Source organism: Acetobacter lovaniensis, from assembly GCF_014207635.1.
Classification (GTDB): domain Bacteria; phylum Pseudomonadota; class Alphaproteobacteria; order Acetobacterales; family Acetobacteraceae; genus Acetobacter; species Acetobacter lovaniensis.
In genome coordinates, this window is sequence record NZ_JACHIE010000027.1 from 1 (window position 1) to 17,966 (window position 17,966).

Annotated in this window: 25 protein-coding genes; 10 read left to right on the forward strand and 15 right to left on the reverse strand. The window is 56.3% G+C overall.

Annotated features, from left to right (window positions below; genetic code table 11):
- A partial coding sequence (locus tag HNR55_RS15835; protein WP_184382775.1) for a site-specific DNA-methyltransferase occupies positions 1–609 on the forward strand: 609 nt, incomplete at its 5' end.
- Complete coding sequence (locus HNR55_RS15840) at positions 609–3,542, forward strand: DEAD/DEAH box helicase family protein (protein WP_166117031.1); 2,934 nt, start codon at positions 609–611, stop codon at positions 3,540–3,542. The genes HNR55_RS15835 and HNR55_RS15840, both read left to right, overlap by 1 nt.
- A gap of 264 nt (positions 3,543–3,806) precedes the next feature.
- Here the strand turns inward: HNR55_RS15840 and HNR55_RS15845 are convergent, their stop codons facing one another.
- From HNR55_RS15845 to traA, 6 genes are read right to left on the reverse strand one after another with little or no spacing between them, the layout of a single operon-like run.
- The gene (locus HNR55_RS15845; protein ID WP_019088724.1) at positions 3,807–4,478 is read right to left on the reverse strand and encodes a DUF6118 family protein; all 672 of its coding nucleotides are present in this window, start codon (positions 4,476–4,478) and stop codon (positions 3,807–3,809) included.
- Positions 4,478–4,615, reverse strand: coding sequence for a type II toxin-antitoxin system VapC family toxin (locus tag HNR55_RS15850; RefSeq protein ID WP_166117032.1), 138 nt, complete (start codon positions 4,613–4,615; stop codon positions 4,478–4,480). Before HNR55_RS15850 ends, HNR55_RS15845 begins: the two co-directional genes overlap by 1 nt.
- On the reverse strand, positions 4,612–4,749 hold the full coding sequence (locus HNR55_RS15855) for a hypothetical protein (protein WP_026019313.1): 138 nt from the start codon (positions 4,747–4,749) through the stop codon (positions 4,612–4,614). Before HNR55_RS15855 ends, HNR55_RS15850 begins: the two co-directional genes overlap by 4 nt.
- A 25-nt stretch (positions 4,750–4,774) precedes the next feature.
- Entirely contained in the window at positions 4,775–5,167 is a 393-nt protein-coding gene (gene vapC, locus HNR55_RS15860; protein WP_048848569.1) for a type II toxin-antitoxin system VapC family toxin, read from the reverse strand.
- A complete protein-coding gene (locus HNR55_RS15865) occupies positions 5,164–5,358 on the reverse strand; it encodes a type II toxin-antitoxin system VapB family antitoxin (protein ID WP_166117033.1) in 195 nt (64 codons plus the stop codon). Before HNR55_RS15865 ends, vapC begins: the two co-directional genes overlap by 4 nt.
- Positions 5,359–5,412: 54 nt before the next feature.
- Complete coding sequence (traA, locus tag HNR55_RS15870; protein ID WP_166117034.1) at positions 5,413–8,502, reverse strand: Ti-type conjugative transfer relaxase TraA; 3,090 nt, start codon at positions 8,500–8,502, stop codon at positions 5,413–5,415.
- 162 nt (positions 8,503–8,664) lie between these two features.
- Here traA and HNR55_RS15875 point away from each other — a divergent pair, with 162 nt between their 5' ends.
- From HNR55_RS15875 to HNR55_RS15890, 4 genes are all read left to right on the forward strand, one after another.
- A complete protein-coding gene (locus HNR55_RS15875) occupies positions 8,665–8,958 on the forward strand; it encodes a conjugal transfer protein TraD (RefSeq protein ID WP_165993553.1) in 294 nt (97 codons plus the stop codon).
- Between the two features lie 64 nt (positions 8,959–9,022).
- Positions 9,023–9,289: a conjugal transfer protein TraD gene (locus HNR55_RS15880; RefSeq protein ID WP_062499475.1), complete on the forward strand. Its 267-nt coding sequence runs from the start codon at positions 9,023–9,025 to the stop codon at positions 9,287–9,289.
- 103 nt (positions 9,290–9,392) lie between these two features.
- Positions 9,393–9,725: a hypothetical protein gene (locus HNR55_RS15885; RefSeq protein ID WP_166117035.1), complete on the forward strand. Its 333-nt coding sequence runs from the start codon at positions 9,393–9,395 to the stop codon at positions 9,723–9,725.
- Between the two features lie 2 nt (positions 9,726–9,727).
- Positions 9,728–9,898: a hypothetical protein gene (locus HNR55_RS15890; protein ID WP_166117022.1), complete on the forward strand. Its 171-nt coding sequence runs from the start codon at positions 9,728–9,730 to the stop codon at positions 9,896–9,898.
- A gap of 95 nt (positions 9,899–9,993) precedes the next feature.
- Here the strand turns inward: HNR55_RS15890 and HNR55_RS15895 are convergent, their stop codons facing one another.
- The 6 genes from HNR55_RS15895 to HNR55_RS15920 all read right to left on the reverse strand — a co-directional run bounded on the left by HNR55_RS15895 (position 9,994) and on the right by HNR55_RS15920 (position 11,921).
- The gene (locus HNR55_RS15895; protein WP_012813384.1) at positions 9,994–10,248 is read right to left on the reverse strand and encodes a hypothetical protein; all 255 of its coding nucleotides are present in this window, start codon (positions 10,246–10,248) and stop codon (positions 9,994–9,996) included.
- 84 nt (positions 10,249–10,332) lie between these two features.
- A complete protein-coding gene (locus HNR55_RS15900) occupies positions 10,333–10,509 on the reverse strand; it encodes a CopG family antitoxin (RefSeq protein WP_019087198.1) in 177 nt (58 codons plus the stop codon).
- Between the two features lie 36 nt (positions 10,510–10,545).
- Positions 10,546–10,932, reverse strand: a complete 387-nt coding sequence (locus tag HNR55_RS15905; protein ID WP_012813382.1) for a type II toxin-antitoxin system VapC family toxin — start codon at positions 10,930–10,932, stop codon at positions 10,546–10,548.
- Positions 10,929–11,174: a type II toxin-antitoxin system Phd/YefM family antitoxin gene (locus HNR55_RS15910; protein WP_006560453.1), complete on the reverse strand. Its 246-nt coding sequence runs from the start codon at positions 11,172–11,174 to the stop codon at positions 10,929–10,931. Before HNR55_RS15910 ends, HNR55_RS15905 begins: the two co-directional genes overlap by 4 nt.
- Positions 11,175–11,301: 127 nt before the next feature.
- Entirely contained in the window at positions 11,302–11,697 is a 396-nt protein-coding gene (locus tag HNR55_RS15915) for a type II toxin-antitoxin system death-on-curing family toxin (RefSeq protein ID WP_166117036.1), read from the reverse strand.
- A complete protein-coding gene (locus HNR55_RS15920) occupies positions 11,694–11,921 on the reverse strand; it encodes an AbrB/MazE/SpoVT family DNA-binding domain-containing protein (protein ID WP_014106734.1) in 228 nt (75 codons plus the stop codon). Before HNR55_RS15920 ends, HNR55_RS15915 begins: the two co-directional genes overlap by 4 nt.
- Before the next feature lie 853 nt (positions 11,922–12,774).
- Between HNR55_RS15920 and HNR55_RS15925 the strand changes: the two genes are divergently transcribed.
- On the forward strand, positions 12,775–13,830 hold the full coding sequence (locus tag HNR55_RS15925; RefSeq protein ID WP_062499444.1) for a replication initiator protein A: 1,056 nt from the start codon (positions 12,775–12,777) through the stop codon (positions 13,828–13,830).
- 39 nt (positions 13,831–13,869) lie between these two features.
- Here the strand turns inward: HNR55_RS15925 and HNR55_RS15930 are convergent, their stop codons facing one another.
- From HNR55_RS15930 to HNR55_RS15940, 3 genes are all read right to left on the reverse strand, one after another.
- Positions 13,870–14,127, reverse strand: a complete 258-nt coding sequence (locus HNR55_RS15930; RefSeq protein WP_010505208.1) for a ribbon-helix-helix domain-containing protein — start codon at positions 14,125–14,127, stop codon at positions 13,870–13,872.
- A 27-nt stretch (positions 14,128–14,154) separates the two neighbouring features.
- On the reverse strand, positions 14,155–14,814 hold the full coding sequence (parA, locus tag HNR55_RS15935; protein WP_010666790.1) for a ParA family partition ATPase: 660 nt from the start codon (positions 14,812–14,814) through the stop codon (positions 14,155–14,157).
- A gap of 182 nt (positions 14,815–14,996) precedes the next feature.
- Positions 14,997–15,593, reverse strand: a complete 597-nt coding sequence (locus HNR55_RS15940; RefSeq protein ID WP_026019400.1) for a recombinase family protein — start codon at positions 15,591–15,593, stop codon at positions 14,997–14,999.
- Positions 15,594–15,856: 263 nt separating this feature from the next.
- On the opposite strand from HNR55_RS15940, the gene HNR55_RS15945 reads away from it, so the two are divergent.
- The 3 genes from HNR55_RS15945 to HNR55_RS15955 form a co-directional block, all read left to right on the forward strand.
- Positions 15,857–16,132: a type II toxin-antitoxin system RelE/ParE family toxin gene (locus HNR55_RS15945; protein ID WP_264813710.1), complete on the forward strand. Its 276-nt coding sequence runs from the start codon at positions 15,857–15,859 to the stop codon at positions 16,130–16,132.
- Between the two features lie 9 nt (positions 16,133–16,141).
- Positions 16,142–16,474 carry a HigA family addiction module antitoxin gene (locus HNR55_RS15950; protein WP_166117026.1) on the forward strand — a complete coding sequence of 111 codons (333 nt, stop codon included), beginning with the start codon at positions 16,142–16,144 and terminating at the stop codon, positions 16,472–16,474.
- 55 nt (positions 16,475–16,529) lie between these two features.
- Positions 16,530–17,966 (forward strand): site-specific DNA-methyltransferase (locus HNR55_RS15955; RefSeq protein ID WP_184382777.1); only part of this gene is annotated, 1,437 nt, incomplete at its 3' end.

Below are 17,966 nucleotides of genomic sequence, written 5' to 3' on the forward strand. Positions count from 1 at the left end.
CTCGCTACGCTGCGCCGTGCAATCGAAATCCGCGACAACCTCATGGGTGGGTGGGATAAGGTCGTTATCCTGGGGTGGAATTTTTCACCGACGATCGGTCATGACATTGAGGCATTGGGGCAGGGCGACAGGCTGGAAGTGCTAGTGATCCCGCCTGATCTGCTCGATCGGCTGAAGAAAAAGGGGCACAAGCTCAAAGCAGACGAGGTGCGTTTCTCGTCGCTGCAATATCTCAAGCTCGGGGCTGTTTCCCGCGATCAACAAGGAAGCAATGAAGCCCTTTCCGTCTCGATAGCAAACTATGTGCTGCTGTCTCCGGAGGCGCTGAATCTTGACGAGGCCAACCGGGAAAAGCTGCAAAAGATCATCAATACCGATCCGTTAGCACTCATAGAATATTGGAGCGTCGATCCCGACTATGACGGTGAGGTCTTCCGTTCAGTTTGGCAGGACTATCGCGGGAACACAGAAAATGATGCGGACTCTCACCGCGTCGTCACCACAGCCCGGCTTACTGGCTTGCCAAAGAAGGAGGGCAAACGGCGCGTCTGCGTGCGTGTCGTCGATGTATTTGGCTTTGAGGCCGAAGCAACAGTTGAGGTGGCGTGATGGTAAGCATCAATGATCTTTCGCTTGCCAAAGGTCTGACGGCCAAGGTCGAAGACGCCTGCGCCGGCCTCGACACCGGCGAAGCGCCGATCCTAGATCACGTCTCGGAGATCACAGCCGAGCTTTTGAAGTGGTGGTTCCAGACCGAGTTTCAGGACGCCCGCACCTTCAATTTCCATCCCGGCCAGCGGCAAGCCCTGCTGAACGTGATCTATGCCCATGAGGTTTTGGGCATTGCGACCCTGCAAGACCTCTACCAGATTGCCGCTCCTGACGTGATGCTGACCAGCACACGGGATTCCGAGATCATCCGCGCGCCGAAAAACGCCTATCCGAAATACTGCCTGAAAATGGCGACAGGAACGGGAAAGACCTGGGTGCTGCAAGCCCTCATGGTCTGGCAGATTCTCAATGCAAACCGCGCGCCGAATAGCGACCGCTACACCAAAAACTTCCTCGTCGTTGCGCCAGGCCTCATCGTTTACGATCGCCTGCTTGATGCCTTCATGGGAAAAGAACGTGACGGCAAGCGCGACTTCTCGATTTCCGACCTTTCAATCTTCCAGGAATTGTTCATTCCCGATTCTTACCGGGACGAGGTTTTCCGCTTCGTGCAAGGAGCGGTCTGCCCGAAAGAAGACATTGGCAGGAAGGTCACGGCCGGCGGCATCATCGCCATTTCCAACTGGCATGTGCTGTCAGAAGAAAGCGAACCGCTTGAAGATGAGGAAATAACTGCGCCGGGTGAATCCGCCGACCCGAAAACCGTTGTGCAAAGCATCCTTCCCCTGACACCTGGCACCAGGCAAGGCAATGATTTGAATGTGCTGGACCGTCGCTATGAGCGCGGCGGCATCCTCTCCTACCTGAAAGACCTGCCCGCGCTCATGGTCTTCAACGACGAGGCGCACCATATCCACGAGTTCAAGCGGGAAGGTGAGGTAACAGAAGTGGAATGGCAAAAGAGCCTCAGCCTGATCGCGGCCCCCAAGGGCCGCCGCTTCGTCCAGGTGGACTTTTCAGCCACGCCCTATAACGAGGTCGGGACCGGCCGGAACAGCCGGAAATCCTACTTCCCGCACATCGTCGTAGATTTCGACCTGAAAACCGCCATGCGCACCGGCCTAGTCAAATCTCTCGTCCTCGACAAACGCTCTGAAATCGGAGCACTGGGCCATGAGGAACTGGATTTCAAGGCCGATCGGGATGAAAACGGCAACCCTATGCTGTCAGAAGGGCAGCGCATTATGCTACGCGCTGGCCTGACCAAGCTCCGGAAGCTGGAAGCCGATTTCACCGCCCTCGATCCGGACAAGCATCCGAAAATGCTGGTAGTCTGCGAAGACACCACGGTTACGCCACTCGTCGCTGATTTCATGCAGCTCGAAGGGCTGGCCGATGACGAGGTTTTGCGCGTCGATTCCAACCGCAAAGGCGAGTTGAAGCCCAATGAATGGAAAGTGCTACGCGAACGCCTGTTTGACGTAGATCGCCATAAATCCCCACGTGTCATCGTGAGCGTGCTCATGCTGCGCGAAGGTTTCGACGTGAACAACATCTGCGTCATTGTCCCACTACGCGCATCGAGCGCCGGCATCCTACTTGAACAGACGATCGGACGCGGCCTACGTCTAATGTGGCGCGGCAATGAATACGACGATATAAAGCGGGAAAATCGCCAACTCATTCGTGGCGGAAAGACACCCTCCAATATGATCGACATTCTTTCGATCGTGGAGCATCCTGCATTCCAAGGCTTCTACGACGAGCTGCTTCAGGAAGGCTTGGCGGGTAAAGCAGATGATGATGACGAGGCAAATGGCAGCTCGACAGGTGACCTGATCTCGGTCGGCCTCCGACCGGGATTCGAGGAATATGATTTCGCTATCCCCTTCATTCTTCGGGAACAGATCGAGGCGCTGGAAGAAACCCACATCGACCCTTCGAGCCTTGCAGCGTTCGATTCATTTTCGTTCCAACAGCTCAGGGGGCAGATCGGCCAGGGCGAGAAATTCTATTCCGAAGACGTACAGGCAAAAACGCGCTTCGGCGACTATCGCGTACATGGTGGCGTTATGACCGCGACGGGTTATAATGACTATCTGGCCCGAATCACGCGCCGAATCACGGAAGCCGTGACTCTGACGGACACGACGAACAGTTCAAAGGCTTTCGCCAACGCCAGCAAGTTCCCCTACATCCAGATAAACCGGGCCGAGATGGCTGAGGGTATCGACACCTTCATTCGCCGACATCTGTTCAGCCAAGAGCTGGACCCTATCGCTGACGAGAACTGGCGCGTCCTGCTGATCGACCCGGTGACAGAGCACATTATCAAAGTGTGGGCGCGGGCCATCCTCGAAGCGGAAGACAACGTGATTGTCGCCAATGCCGAGGTCGCACATCGACGTCTTTCGGAAGTGCCTAAGCTCGCCATGCGGGAGGGGTCATCGCTCGCCGTCGAGAAGGCTATCTATCTGCGCCTCCCCTACCCCTCGCGGAATGGCGGCCTTGAGTTGGCATTCATGGAAACCTGCGAGCGTGACTCCAGCGTTGAAGCCTTCTGCAAGATCAACGAGCAGAAACACACCTTCGCGCGCCTGCGTTACATCAAAGAAGACGGTCTTCCCGCATTCTATTCGCCCGATTTCTTTGTAAGAGCAGGCGGCGCGATTTATCTGGTCGAGACAAAGGCACAAGGTCAGCTAACCAGCCCGAACGTGTTGCGTAAGCGCAAAGCCGCCGTTGCATGGTGCGATCGGATCAACGCCCTTCCTCCTGAACAACGTAGCGATTCCGAATGGCACTATGTCCTTCTCGGGGAAGACACCTTCTATGGCTGGCGGGACAAGGGCGGCTCGATCGCTGATCTTCTTGCCTATGCACAGTTGCGCCCTGTCGAGAACAAGGGGCAGGCCAAGTTCGCCTTCTGAACTTCATGCCGGGGCAAGATGCCCCGGCGCTGCCACGGTGAACTTGGAGACGGTATACCCGATCAATGCACAGGCAATGTCAGTAACGTTCTGGAATTTGTTTTCCTACGCGCCCTAGCGCACCAAGACAGAACGCTTGATGTTAACATAATATCCCAACGTGGTAGCAATATGTGTTTTTTCTAACACGTCAGAATGATCCGTCAAAGAAATCCGGTTTCTTTGACATGTCATATTCTGCTGTCGGCTTTTATCCCCTGAAGACTATTCCTGCTCTGCCGAAACAATGATGACACAGGGTTTCTGAGTTTTTTCCTGACCCGATGCCGCTTTCTGGCAGGCTGCAATCCTGTCTCTGTTGGCCTCAACCAGCTGGCTGTCCTCACGTACACGTTGCCAGCCTTCAGGATTGCTGACCGCCATCATCATGGCCCCAGAGTTCCAGCGATCTTTCTCCCCAACAATAAAGGATGCCACTCGCGTCCCGACAGAAGATGGCAGGAGATACGCCAGAACAGGCGACAACCCGATCCCTGCAACAAGACAGGCAAGCCCCACCCCTAACAGCCACCAGTTCTGACGATCCTGCTGACGGGACTGACCAATGATATTGGCAAGAACCCGACGTTCCCCCTGAACCTCACCTATCGCTTTCTGAAACGCTGTCTGCATCTCCTGACTGGCAGAAATCCCGGCCTGACGAATCCCTTGCCCATACGCCTGGGGCGTCATCTTCAGCGTCGGATTGGCCTCGATCGCCTCCATTCGTGCACCGACTGCATTCATGGCCTTCACGACACGGGCCAGATCCTCCGTGTAATCCGGGGGCCGATTGTCCCGCCACGCCTGCGGCAACGCTTCCACGCTCCGCCGGAGTACCGTCATTTCGGCGCACAGATCCTCGAACGCGCGCGCTGCTGGATCTGTCTCGGACATCAGACATCCTCCCACAGATTGAAAGCCCGCACACCAGCCGCCTCGAAAGGCGACACATCGTGGCTGGCCAGAACACGCAGCTCCGGGACGGGCCTCCTCGTCTCCATGATCACGTTGGTATCAAGCAGCAGGATCATTCGAAGGACATTGCCTCGGCCGGGGTCTGATCGCGGGTCTGCAAGACCGCGATATCCTGATCACGCACACCGGCCTCACGACCGATGGCCCCCAGAAGCGATCCCAGCCGAACGGCCTCTTCTTTTTTCTGCATGTCCTCTCCAGTCACCGCGCCGAAATCAGACAACCCGTTCCAGCCCCAGATGTGTCACAAACGGATCAAAGTCCCGGTCACTGTAAAGGAGCCGATACCCGCTTACGATACATCGTGTGGCAATCAGGGTATCAATGGTTTTCCGGATGGTGATGCCTCTGGCACGCAGGTCACGGAAATATCGTGCTGCCTCGATCATGACATCACGCCCCCCGATCTCCACCAGATCCAGAGCGCCAAGCAGTCTCCGCGCCTTGTTGAAATCCCGTTCGCTCGCAAATCCCTGAAGAACTTCCGTCATCATCAGATCCCCAATGGCGACCAGTTCCTCTCCCAGCAACCGGTCCAGAGCATCAACCTGTGGCGTCACCGTACCCCTGAAAAAATCGATCCAGACCGATGAATCGACCAGAATCATACGTCGGAACGCATGGTGTCGAGATCACCCCGCCACTCCAGCCTGCCCTTCATGGAACGCAGTTGCCGCTGCTGATTCAACTTGATCAGCGTCCGCAATCCGAGTTCGACGGCTTCTTTCTTGGTTTTGACGCCAGACGCCTTCAGCGCATCTGTCATGAGGGTATCGTCAATAATGATGTTGGTTCGCATGATGTGTATCTCCAGTGAAAATTATACACATCAACATCTCCTCTCTCAAGCAGATTACATCCCCATATCCATACCGCGCGACCTGGAGCGTGAGAGGGCCTGCTCCCGCTGATGGGGATGCAACCCGTGATCAAGCGTCGATCCCTTCCGGATGCCCAGCTCGCGGCTTTTCTCCCGCAGAATGGACTCAAGCTGCGCATCCCGCTTCAGCTCTTTCAGCGCCACACCCTGCTGCTCCCGGCTCAGCCCGTCCCAGGCCTTCACAAACCGCGCTGCCCGCAGATCCGGACTCTTCCGCACCCTGTCCTCATGCTCCAGCCCCTCGAGCAATTTGCGCGCCCGTGCCGGACCTTCCAGACCATATAGCGCCTGCCGGATCTCCGGCTGATGCTTCAGCGCAGCCCTCAGATCCGCCTCACCGCCACGCCGGACCCGCTCCAGATCCCGACCGGCTTCAAACAGCGCCTTCTTCTGATGCTCCAGCACCGGCAGCTCCTGCCGAACCATGCGCTCGGCATCCACCCAGGCCCGCGCATACCGCTCCACCGCCTGATGCAGCGGGTCACTCCCCGGCACCAACCCGTCCATCCCCGCCGGCACCTGCTCACGCCGCACACGGGGCAGCCTCAATCCCGCAAAGGGAGAGACAGGAGCCTCACGCTCAACCCCACTCTCCCCCTTACCGGCCCCGGCATCCATCCCGGCTGACACGTCTTTTTCCGCTGTGCGACGACCAGACCGCACGGACAGGTCCAGTCCATCGAACATCCCGCGTTTCTGCTGTGCCGGTGCCGGCTCTGGCGTACTGACAGCTTCGGTCTGCCTGTCCTTCTGGGGGCCAGAGGCGGCCTTCTCACGCTCCACCACGATCTTGCTCTCGGGGACATACAGTCCGCGCCGCCGCGCGAACCCGGTATCCCGATCCCGGACATGCGGGTAATCCAGCGTGGTATCCTTCAGCCGCTCGCGTGACAGCCGCCGCACCAGCCCGTCCCGGTCGCCCACATCATCACGACCCCAATGGACAGACACGCTCTCCCGATGCCTCGACAGCGCCACATAGGCCCCGTGCCGGTCCAGGCTCCCCGTCGCCAGCACATGCGCCCGGTCCACCGTCACACCCTGCGCTTTGTGGATGGTGGCGGCATAGCCATGATCCAGCGCGTCATACTCCCACATCCGCACGGACACGATCCGGCCAGTCCCAACGCCATCAGGACCATCAAGCTGCACAGAAAGCATGATCCGATCCTCATCCATGCCATACAGCCCACGCACCGTGCCCAGCGTGCCGTTCTTCACCCCCAGGTCCCGATCATTACGCAGGAAATACACCCTGTCCTCATGCGCAAAACGCCTCTCCCCCTGAACCGTCATCACCGACAGTTCGACATCAGCGTCCAGCTCACCCGCCTCCCGCCGGATCTCGCGTGCCGCCTCGTTCAGCGCCCGCACATCGACACGCCGATGCGCCAGCATGATCTGGCTGTCTTCTGGCGCGGCCTGCCGGGCTTCATCCCACCCGGCCACCACTCCGGCCCGCGCCTCTTCCAGCGTGTCATGCCCACGCACCAGGCCAGCCGCCTCATAGCGACCCAGCGCTTGCTCTGTCCGCCCGGTCGCAAGCTCCTTCGTAGCCGCCTGCTGCCAGCCTTCACGCTGCCGGCGTACGGTGGTGATTTCCACCGACCCGACCCGCTCGGCCACCGCCCGGAACGCACCACCGGCCTCGATCGCCTGCAACTGCTCGGGATCACCCACCAGCACCACCTTGGCCCCGGCTTCGCGGGCGACAGACAGAACCCGCTCCATCTGCCGTGACCCCACCATGCCGGCCTCGTCCACCACCAACACGTCCCCGCGCTCCAGCAGGTCGAACCCACGCTCCCACGCCCGCTCCAGGGACGCCAGCGTCCGGCTCTCAATCCCGGACCCCGCTTCCAGCCCTTCCGCCGCGATCCCCGACAGCGCCGCCCCGCGCACCCGATACCCGGCCTCTTCCCATGCCGCACGGGCCACACCCAGCATGGTGCTCTTCCCCGTCCCGGCATACCCGACCACCACGGACAGGTCGCGGGACTTCGTGACCTCGCCCACCGCCAGCGCCTGCTCGTCCCCAAGCCCGTCCTGCGCCATCGCCGCCCGACGCACCGCCAGCGGCACCGCATGCCCCTGGGACTGCCCCATCGCGAGCGATGCTTCTTCCAGACGCTGCTCGACCCCGATCATCGCGCGCGTGGAAAACCGCTCCCGCCCATGCCCGTCTTTCCCGAGCGCGACCAGCTCCGGACATGCCTCCACCCGAACCATGACAGAACTGAACTGTTCTGCATCTGCCGTATGCCGGTCCACGAACCGCGCCAGGTCCTGACGGGTGAATGTGCTCTGCTGTCGGGTCAGCGCCTCCAGCGCCACATGCGGCTCGGCCAGCAACCTCTCGCCATTGCGTCGCGCGATCTCCAGATGGTCAGCGACCCGTTCCGCGTCCTCGCCCCGCTCTTCCCGACGCATGCCGGCCGGACCGATCTTGTTCTGCGGCTCAAGATCGATCCCCTGTGCCACGAACGACCGATGATCGATCCGCACATCCAGGTCCAGCTCGGCCAGCCGTTCATTGGCGAGCGACGCCCATCGCCCCCGCCATGTCAGCAGGAGTTCTTTGTCATTCCACGAGCGTTCTTTCGCACCAAACCCGTTCTCGTCCACAGACCGCGTGGACAGCATCACATGGGCATGGGGCTTCGCCAGTCCATCTTCGCCAATATCCCAATGCACATTGAGATCGGCCACCATGCCGCGTTCCACGAACTGCTCCCGCACGAAATCCCGTGCCAGCGCGATCCCCTGCGCCTGGGTCATTTCGCGCGGGATTGAAAACTCCACCTCACGGGCAAGCTGGGCATCCTTGCGCTTCTCGATCGCCTCGACCTCATTCCATAGGGTCGCACGGTCGAGAAACCGTTCCGGCGCGCCATCGGGCAGCAGGATCTCGGAATGCACCACGCCGCTCTTGTTGGAAAAGTCATGGTCGCGATCTAGCCGCAAATCATGCAGGCGGGACGCTGCACGATAGGCTGCCGCCGCCACTGCGCTCCGGCCGGTAGCACGGCTGATGACCTTTGCATGCAGGTGATAGATCGCCATGGACGCAATCCTATCACATCCCTTAAGCGCACGTCACGAAGTGACGTACAAGCGCGCACTCATATTTTACTGCGCCGCAAGAACTGATTGCTCTAGATAAGTGACGCGGTTCTCGTCTGTGTGGTAGAGTATGGCACAGACCAGCAGGATAGGGGATCGAAAATGCGCAAACCACGGGACATTGATGCGGAACTGAAGGCGCTTCAGGAAAAGGCGAAGCAGCTTAAGGCGCAAAGAACCCTCCAGCTCGGTGAACTGGTCGAGGCGACGGGAGCCGATACCCTGTCGATCGAGGCGCTGGCCGGTGTACTGCTTGCGGCTATCGAGCAGGCGGACGGCAAACCCGAAGCCGTCGCGAGGTGGACCGAACGGGGGACGGCGTTCTTTCAGACAGGCGGGAAAAAGGGCAACCGGAAAGGAACCGGAAACGATCAGAGCGGAGCTTCTGGCGCTTGAAAGACGGATCAGGAAACAGGAGGCTCTGATCCATCGCCATCAGGCACGAAAGGCACGCACCGACATGCGCGACTGGGCGAAGGCGCGACGGGAACGCACCCATCACCTGATCGAACTGGGTGGACTGGTCCAGAAGGCGGGACTGGTTGATCTGACCGATGATGACCGCGCCACCCTGCTCGGGGCCTTCCTAGACATTGCGGGGCAGCTTCGAGAAGGCAGGAATACCACTTCAGGCGACCTGAAAACACGCTGGAGGCGCGCGGGGCTTCATGCCTTCGACAGGGACCGGGAACATGACAGGACAACAGGCAGACGTGACCATGACTGACCACGAGACACGATCATCCAAAACGGACAGACTGTAATCTCGGCCACAGAACAATTTGACGGCCTGGAAACTGACCACCACAGACACTTCAAGAGAATACCTAATGGCTCCAGAATACCCTTCTCCAGAATGGTTTTCTGATAAAATCAATCGCCATCAATGGATGTGGAATCTGAATGCTCGGTTCGTTGCACGGGCGGCAAAGCGTATGACCGATACGGATGCCTTCATCTTGCTCAATGAGGCGGTCAATCTGGAAATAGCGGAAACGGCTGCCAACCTTCTTCGGGAAGTTGTTCCAGAAAAAATTGTCGCTGATTTCGTTATAGCTTACAGTCAGACACAACGAGCAGAATTTCTGGATAATGTCTGCGATTACGCATGGCGGATTTCTGCCCCTGTCGCTGCCACGAAACACGAGGCGATGAAGACATGACCATGACGGACCTTTCCGACGAACGGGCTGCCAAAAGGGATGCAATCCGCAAGGCACGCAACAGCACGAAACCCACTGTCCCGGCCGATCAGGTTCTTGCTCTTCTGGACGCCGATCTGGCCCGGATTCAGACGGCCATTGACACCCTCCCTACGCCTCGCCCCACGGATTGATGAGGGTGTTGGTGTCGTGAACGATCCCCCCCGAAATCCACGTCCCTGATGGCCTCGTGGAACGCGGGAACGATCCCTCATTCCCGCGCTGAAAATTACCAGTAATATTCGTGGGGTCGCCGGGTGCCGGTATACGGAAAGACCGCCTCGACAGGATCGAGGTCGCCCTTGATGATCAGGCGGGCAACATGCCTGTCATGATGACGGCCAGGACGGATATCGTGCAGATGACTGTACCAGTTGGGAGATTCAGAGGCTTCACGTGAGCCTCCATAGCCACAGCGATCCGGCTGGTTGGCCCAGCGATGATTGCGACCGTATTTGCGGCTGTGATGATAGGTGCGAGACATGGGAGCTTCCCCTCCATGACGCGCGGAGTGATTTCCGAGCGTACCTACATCGCCCGATCTCCTCTGTTCTGGTCGGAATATACTTTACCGCGTCTGTGCGACATCGGTCTCCAGCAGGGACGCCGGCAGGCGCATGTTGAGGGCGGCCGCCTTGGGTTCGATCTCAAAGCGCATGGGCTTGAAACCGGACAGGTCATACCGGGTCAGATCGGCGGTCGCGACGAAATCCTCGGCCGCTTCGTCACTGTGCAGCGAGGGCATGGACCTATTTTTGTAGCTCATACTGGTCGATCTCCTTCAGACTGCTTCGATCGGGCCTGGATAAGCCTTTACCAGCGGATCATGGGTCAGCAGAAGCAATCCTTCCACCGTGGCCTGTGCCACAAGGATCCGATCAAAGGGATCCCGATGCACATCTGGCAGTTGTCCGACTGCCAAGGCGTGCTGGCTGGTGATCGGTAACTCCTCATAACCGTTTTCGATCAGACCGCGTCGCAGCAGATGAGGATCGACCTGGAAGTCTGCCCGTCCCAGCCCGGTCTTAATGGTGATCTCCCAGAGACTGGCCGCACTGAAGACCAGATCATTGCCCGGATCTTCCATCAGGGTTCTCGCCCGTGCTGACAGCTTATCTGGCTCTCCGGCTGCCCAGAGCAGCAGATGGGTATCCAGAAGAAGCCTCATGCCGGACCGTCGAACAGAGACACAATATCGTCCTGTCCCATGCGATCAAAATCTTCGGGCACCCGGATTTTTCCAGCAAGAAACCCCAGACGCCGTTGCTGTAACTCTTCAGGAGCCGTAATCGGGCTGACCCGCACCATCGGCCGGCCGGCTTTGGCAATGATGAAGCTTTCCCCTTTCATGGCCGCGTCAATCAGCCGGGACAGATGGGTCTTGGCTTCGTGGATGTTGACCGTGCGCATGGCGAAAGCCTCCTGAGTTTACTCAAAAAAAAGACTTAGCCATATTAGTCTGGTCCATCAAGACAAATGTCGCCAGAACCACCTCAGGAAACGAAAAAAGCACACTCATCGCGTTCCTCGTTTACCGTCATACCCTTTCGGATGCGACATTGGCGGTCAGGAATGCCGCATAGCCCAGTTCGTCCATCTGACCTGCCGCCAGCGCGAGAACCGCATTTGCTGCATCTTCCTGGGCTGCCGTGAAACGAGAGCCGTTCAGTTCCAAAAACAGCACACCGAGCACAAAGCCCGTACGCTTGTTCCCGTCGATGAAAGGATGGTTTTTGACGATACCCGCCGTATAGACGGCCGCCAGATGCACTGGATCCAGCGGATCCGCATAAGCCGCATGCTGCTGTGGCCGGGCAAGCGCGGATTTCAGAAGACCGGCATCCCGTACGCCGGAAGCGCCGCCATGTACTCCCAACAGCCGGTCATGCAGGATCAGGGTATCCCGTTCGTCTATCCAGACGAACGCTGTCATTGGGCCAGCACATGCAGCGTATCACGGTAACGCCGCATAATATCTTCAGCCTTTGTCATTTTGGTTTCGAAGTCAGGATCATAGGGCACGAGCCGATATCCGCCTTCTGGTGCTTCGGTCAGATACAGGGGCGCGCCATCCTGGGTGTTCAGCCGTGAGATCACTTCCTTGGGTAGTACGACCCCGAGTGAGTTTCCGAATTTTCGCACTTTCAGCTCGACCATAGTGAATCCCCTCAATGTTATTACCAATGTAATAACTGTTTGCGGTTTCAGCAACCATCATGCATTTTTCTGACGTGCTCAGGCGAATAGGCAATGGCCAGCCTATCAAGCCCCGCAGGGCACTATGGATGGCCGCACAGGCCACAACACCCGTTACAGACACCCAAACAGCCACCACATCTGATAACGCCTGTACGGCCATCCTATGGCATCTAGCGGGCATGTTGCGACACGTGAGCTGCTGAATGATCGCCTGAACTCCGATGTGTCTTGAGCAGTTTATGGTTTTGCCCGGTTCTTCTGATGTTGCAGGCGTTGGGTGAGCGCTGAACGAGAGAGCCCCGTAGGGCGTCGAAGGCGCCAACGTGGATGAGGAAGGTGCTCTGGTGGAGAGACGATGCGTTTCCGCATCGTCAGATCATGACTTTGCGCCGTAGGCGTGTCCGTTCAGTGCAGGCCCAAAGGGCCGAGCAGGGGGATGCCGGGGGGGGGAGATCGCGCTATGCGCGATTGGGGCGGCCGTAGGCCGCGAGCCGGCGGGGGCGGAGCTCCCAAGAGGCGGTGTTTGGGTTCAATTTGGTTGGAAATTTTTGAGGTTTGTGAGTTATCCACAGATCAAATGGTTAGAGAGGTGTTAAATAGGTGTTAGATTCTGTGTTAAGCGATTCTAGCATCCATTTAACACATTGATATAAAAACGGAATTTCTGGTTTTTTTCTCGGTTTGGTATTTAAAACCCCGAATCTCGGTATTTAAAACCCCGAATCTCGGTATTTAAAACCCCGAATCTCGGTTTCGGTATTTAAAACCCCGAATCACTTGACGCAGGTATTTAAAACCCCGAACTTTAGACATGGTATCTGAAACCCCGAATCTGCCTGTTGTTCATGAGGCCCTCCTGCCGGAGCGTCATCCGCAGCATGACTTATTCATCTGCGACGTGGCAGATGCCGTGCTTAAGGACGTGATGCCGCAAATGGAGCATCCGTTCTATTCCCTGTCGAAAAAACCCGAAACTTCCGTTCGTCGCTATGAACATAACGGGCAATGGCTGGAAATCACGCCAAGCGTGAAGGGTCTTGCTACAATCTACGATAAGGATATTCTGATTTACTGTATTTCGCAGATCATGGCGAAACTAAAGGCCGGGGAAAAAGTATCGCAACGGGTGAGGATCAGCAGCCGCGACTTACTCATCTTCACCAATCGCGGAACGGCAGGTAAGGACTACAAAGCCCTCATCGAAGCCCTCGACCGCCTTGAAGGCACACGTATCCGCACTAACATTGTTACAGGCGACGAAGAACAGGTGGACGGTTTTGGCCTGATCGACGCTTCATCCATCCGCCGCAAACTTGGCCTCGACGGTCGCCTATTGCATTGCGAGATCAAGCTGTCGGATTGGGTCTTTAACGCAATTAAGAGCAATGATGTTCTGACACTGCATCGTGATTATTTCCGGCTACGCAAACCGCTGGAACGACGCGTTTATGAACTCGCTCGCAAACATTGCGGTCAGCAAGCGGTATGGAAAGCCTCTCTTGAGATCCTACTGAAAAAATCAGGCTCTCAAAGCCCAGAAAAATTATTCCGACAGATGATAAAGAACCTCGCTACAAGCGATCATCTACCGGATTACCGTGTCGAATTCGATTCTCAGAAAGACATGGTAACATTCATCAATCGCGGCACAATGAAAGCTGCCGAGCCAGCAGCCGAGGCTTGGATGGGTGCGCTCGATCCTGATATTTACGGGGATGCTCGGAACATCGCGCCAGGGTGGGATGTGCATCATCTCGAAAGAGAATGGCGCATGTGGCTGGGTGATAACGAGATCGCTCCGAAGAACCCTGAGCGGCATTTCATCAAATTCTGCGAGACGTGGTTTGCTAAGCGTGGTCAACCCTGATTGTACAAATATACGAGCATAATCTATCTAAATAGATAATCAGCGCTCTCCAAAAGGATGACGACCGTGCTTACGCATCAAGTCATCAATGGCCTCCCCGATCAAACCCTGAATAGTTGTATCAGTATCAAGCGCAAGTTGATGTAGTCCCTTGCTAACTGCTGGAGAAAAATACCCCACCACAGCCCGCTTACCTTCTCTCGGATTACGTGGGCGGGCTTTCTCTACCACCGTTTGCGCTGCCGGTTCCACAACCGATGGCGCGACCGTCTTTTTGAGACCAGCAAACCGACTCATGCCGTATATCCTCAACTTAGAAAATTGCTAACGCGTTTTTGTGTCATCTTGTTTGTGTGATGGCATGTTAACTTGATCACACACCCAATTCCACAACAGTGCTATATCAGCAGCAGCCTTGCTTTCCGGCTCTGCTTCCTGCGCGGTACGACCGGAACCAACGCTATGATGAAAAACTGCACGCTCAGGCAAAACAACAGGAGCAACAGGGATACCAAACTGCGCCACAACCTCGGCCGCCTCCTTATAAACTTGGGGCGCACGAGGAGGACCCGCAGTAAAAATCACGAAGGCAGGCTTGCCACTGGCTCGCACAAGTTCCGCCGTTGTTCTAACAGCGTCCATATCGAAAGCACGTGGTCTGCATGGAATTAACAAGAAATCAGCGACACGACACGCCTCACGCGCCATAATATCGGCATGTGGGGGGGTATCTATTATCGATAGTTCTGCGCCCAGTTCGGACGCTTGTTCCAGCTTTCTTGATAACAAGGCGTGCGCCGCACAATCCACCACATCAGGCTCGACATCCCCCCGCCATGCTTTCCATGAACTTGCAGTCGCTTGGGGATCGGTATCGAGGATTAGAGAAACGTATCCAGCGGCACTGGCACTAGTAGCCAAGTGTAGGGCAAGCGTCGTCTTCCCAGCGCCTCCCTTCTGACTAATGATCGCGATTGTTTTCATGTCACCATGTTTCTGTGTTAACACATTAACAAATTACCATGTTATTTTGATAACTCAATATCTTCCTCAAAAAAAATCGACGATCTAATCGAACCCAATATTCCGCATGTCTCAGACCGATGCCGTTAGCACCCATATAATGCTATCATGTTTATGTGTTAACACATAAACACAGTGACGTGTTATCTTTCCCGCTGCACAATGGCAGCAACAGTGTTCTTGCTGATTCCCAGATCACGGGCGATCCACCGATAACTCCGCTTTTCTGCCACCAGCGCCAGAACCTTCGGAGCCAGACGATCAGACTTTGGCCGCTGTCCTTTCTGTCGGCCGAGAACCTTCCCGCGCGCCCTGGCAGCGGCCAGACCAGACTTCACCCGCTCGCTGATCAGATCCCGCTCGAACTCCGCAATCCCGGCCAGAACCGTCGCCAGCATTCGTCCATGTGGTGTCGCCAGATCAAACGTCATTCCCGTTATAGCAATCAGGGAAACACGATAGCTCTCCAGTTCCTGAAGCGTGGAGATGAGATCAATGGTCGAGCGCCCCCAGCGGGACAGCTCCGTCACCAGAATGGCGTCAATTTCACGAGCCTGGGCCAGTGCCATGACCTTTCGACGCTCGGCCCGATCCACCCGGACGCCAGATCCTGTCTCCATGAAGATGCCAGACACTTCATAGCCCGCGCGTTCGGCAAACCGCTTCAGCTCGTCTTTCTGGCGCACGCATGACTGATCGGCCGTAGAAACCCGACAATAGATGACCGCGCGCTGTCCCATTTGAACCCTCCCGGAAAAACCACCATGCAGCCCTTGATACACCGTGGCTCCGGATTGTCCCAATCTGACTATAGTCTATTAAGTACAATAATTGAATGATTCTGTATTTTTCGGTCTCCACGAAACCCCTGCTTTTCCGGGAGTGGCCAGTCTGTCGTGGGTTTTACGATTTGCGCGACAAGGCTATGAGGTATTAGGGCTGTATAGCGTAGCTTGACACTATACGTTTAACTTGATAGTGACGGCATATGAGAATCCGAAACGTGGTCCATAAGGGGTTGCGCCGATTCATCGAAGATGATGACGCCACCGGCTTGCAGGCGGCCATAGTGCCGAAAGTCCGTCGTATCGTCACCTTCCTGCAAGATATGGAGCGGGAAGACGAGCGGCGCACGGTCCCGAGCTGGAAAGCTCATCAGCTCACTGGCGATCGAAAAGGCACCTGGAGCCTGTTCGTCACCAAGAACTGGCGGATCACGTTCCGGATCGACCAAACCGAAATTGAGATCATCGACCTCGACTATGAAGATTACCACTAGGAGATGGCTATGAGTGCGATGCAGGGCATACGTATGAAAAATCCCGCCCATCCCGGCGGCTTTGTCAAAAGTGAGATCATCGAGCCGCTTGGCCTTTCGGTGACGAGCGCGGCGCAAGTTCTCGGTGTTACGAGGGCAGCGTTGTCCGCCGTCCTAAACGAGCGCGCGCATCTTTCGCCGGAAATGGCGCTCCGGGTCGAAAAGGCTTTCGGCGTGTCGATGGATACGCTCATGCGGATGCAGAACAGCTACGACATTGCCCAGGCCCGCAAGCGGGAAGGGGAGATCAACGTCGCCCCCTTCAAGGGAAAGCCGCTCGATCCGCTAGCGGTTTTGATCTGATCCGACAACAATACGAATACAGCCGCGCCGAGTGGTGCGGGCAAGGGGCTTGTGCATGAAAAGTTTGCTAGAACAACTTCCGTCAATCGTCGCGGAAGGAAAAAAAGAAGCCGAGCGTGTTATAGAACGAGCCGAGAGCAACTATCGTCTTGGCCTGCAAACGCGCGAGTTAGTTATCCCGTCAAAGGATAGTAACTGGCAAAGCCTGCTTCAAGCCTCCAACAAACGAGACGCATCTGACGCTGATTCCAACGTCAGCCGCTTAGTTTATGGTGACAATCTCCTTGCAATGGCTTCTATGCTGGCCGAAAGCCCCTCTCTGCGAGGCCAGATTACTCTAATCTATCTCGATCCTCCTTTTGACAGCAAAGCTGACTACCGAACAAAGATCGTATTTCAGGGAGAGAGTATAGATCAGAGACCAAATGCTATAGAACAATTTGCATATGCGGATACATGGTCTGACGGGACTGCATCTTACCTGAACATGGTCGTTCCTCGACTCTATCTAGCGAAAGAGCTTCTGAAGAATGATGGAACTATATATATTCACCTAGACTGGCATGTCGGACACTATGTGAAAATAGCTGCCGACGAAATATTTGGCAAAGACGCTTTCCTAAACGAAATCGTCTGGCAACGCACCGGCGCTCATAACGATGCCGGTAAGTTCGGCGTCATCCATGACACCCTATATGCCTATGTGAAAACGGACGATCACGTTTTCAATCCGACGTTTGTTCCCCATTCAGCGGAACACCTGCAAACCCGATTTAACCAAATAGAACCAGAAACCGGCCGCCGTTTCTTCGCTGGCCCCATAACAGCACCGGGAAGCGGCCCTTCTCGCCTTTTCAGAGGCGCCGAGATCGCTCCTCCTCCTGGCCGCCATTGGAGCTATGCGCAAGAGAATATCGATGATCTAGAAAGAAAGAATAAAATTTACTATTCATCAACCGGAACGCCATATCTGAAGCAATACATGGACGAATATGTAGAGCAAGGCCGACGAATACATACCGTTTGGACTGATATATTGCCTCCTAAGACCGGGGCAGAAATCCTTGGATACCCAACTCAAAAACCCGAGAAGCTCCTTCAACGGATTATAGAGGCATCTTCAAATCCTGGCGATATTGTAGCGGACTTTTTTGTAGGATCCGGAACTACTGCTGCTGTCGCCGAACGACTAGGCCGTAGGTGGGTTGCCGCCGATTTGGGGAAGCCAGCTTGCATGATTACCCGCAAGCGCTTGATCGACCAGGACGCAAAACCGTTCCTCTATCAGCACATCGGGGACTATCAGGTTGAACAAATGCGCTCCACGTTGGGCAGCCGGTTCCGTATTGGTGATTTGGCAGAGATCGTCCTGGGACTCTTTGGCGCTCTACCGCTACCCGTTGAAGAAAATCCGAACAAAAACATGGGACGGATTCAGGGCAGCAAAACGCTTGTCCTTGCGGACAGCCCCAACAAGATGACCGGCCTCGCT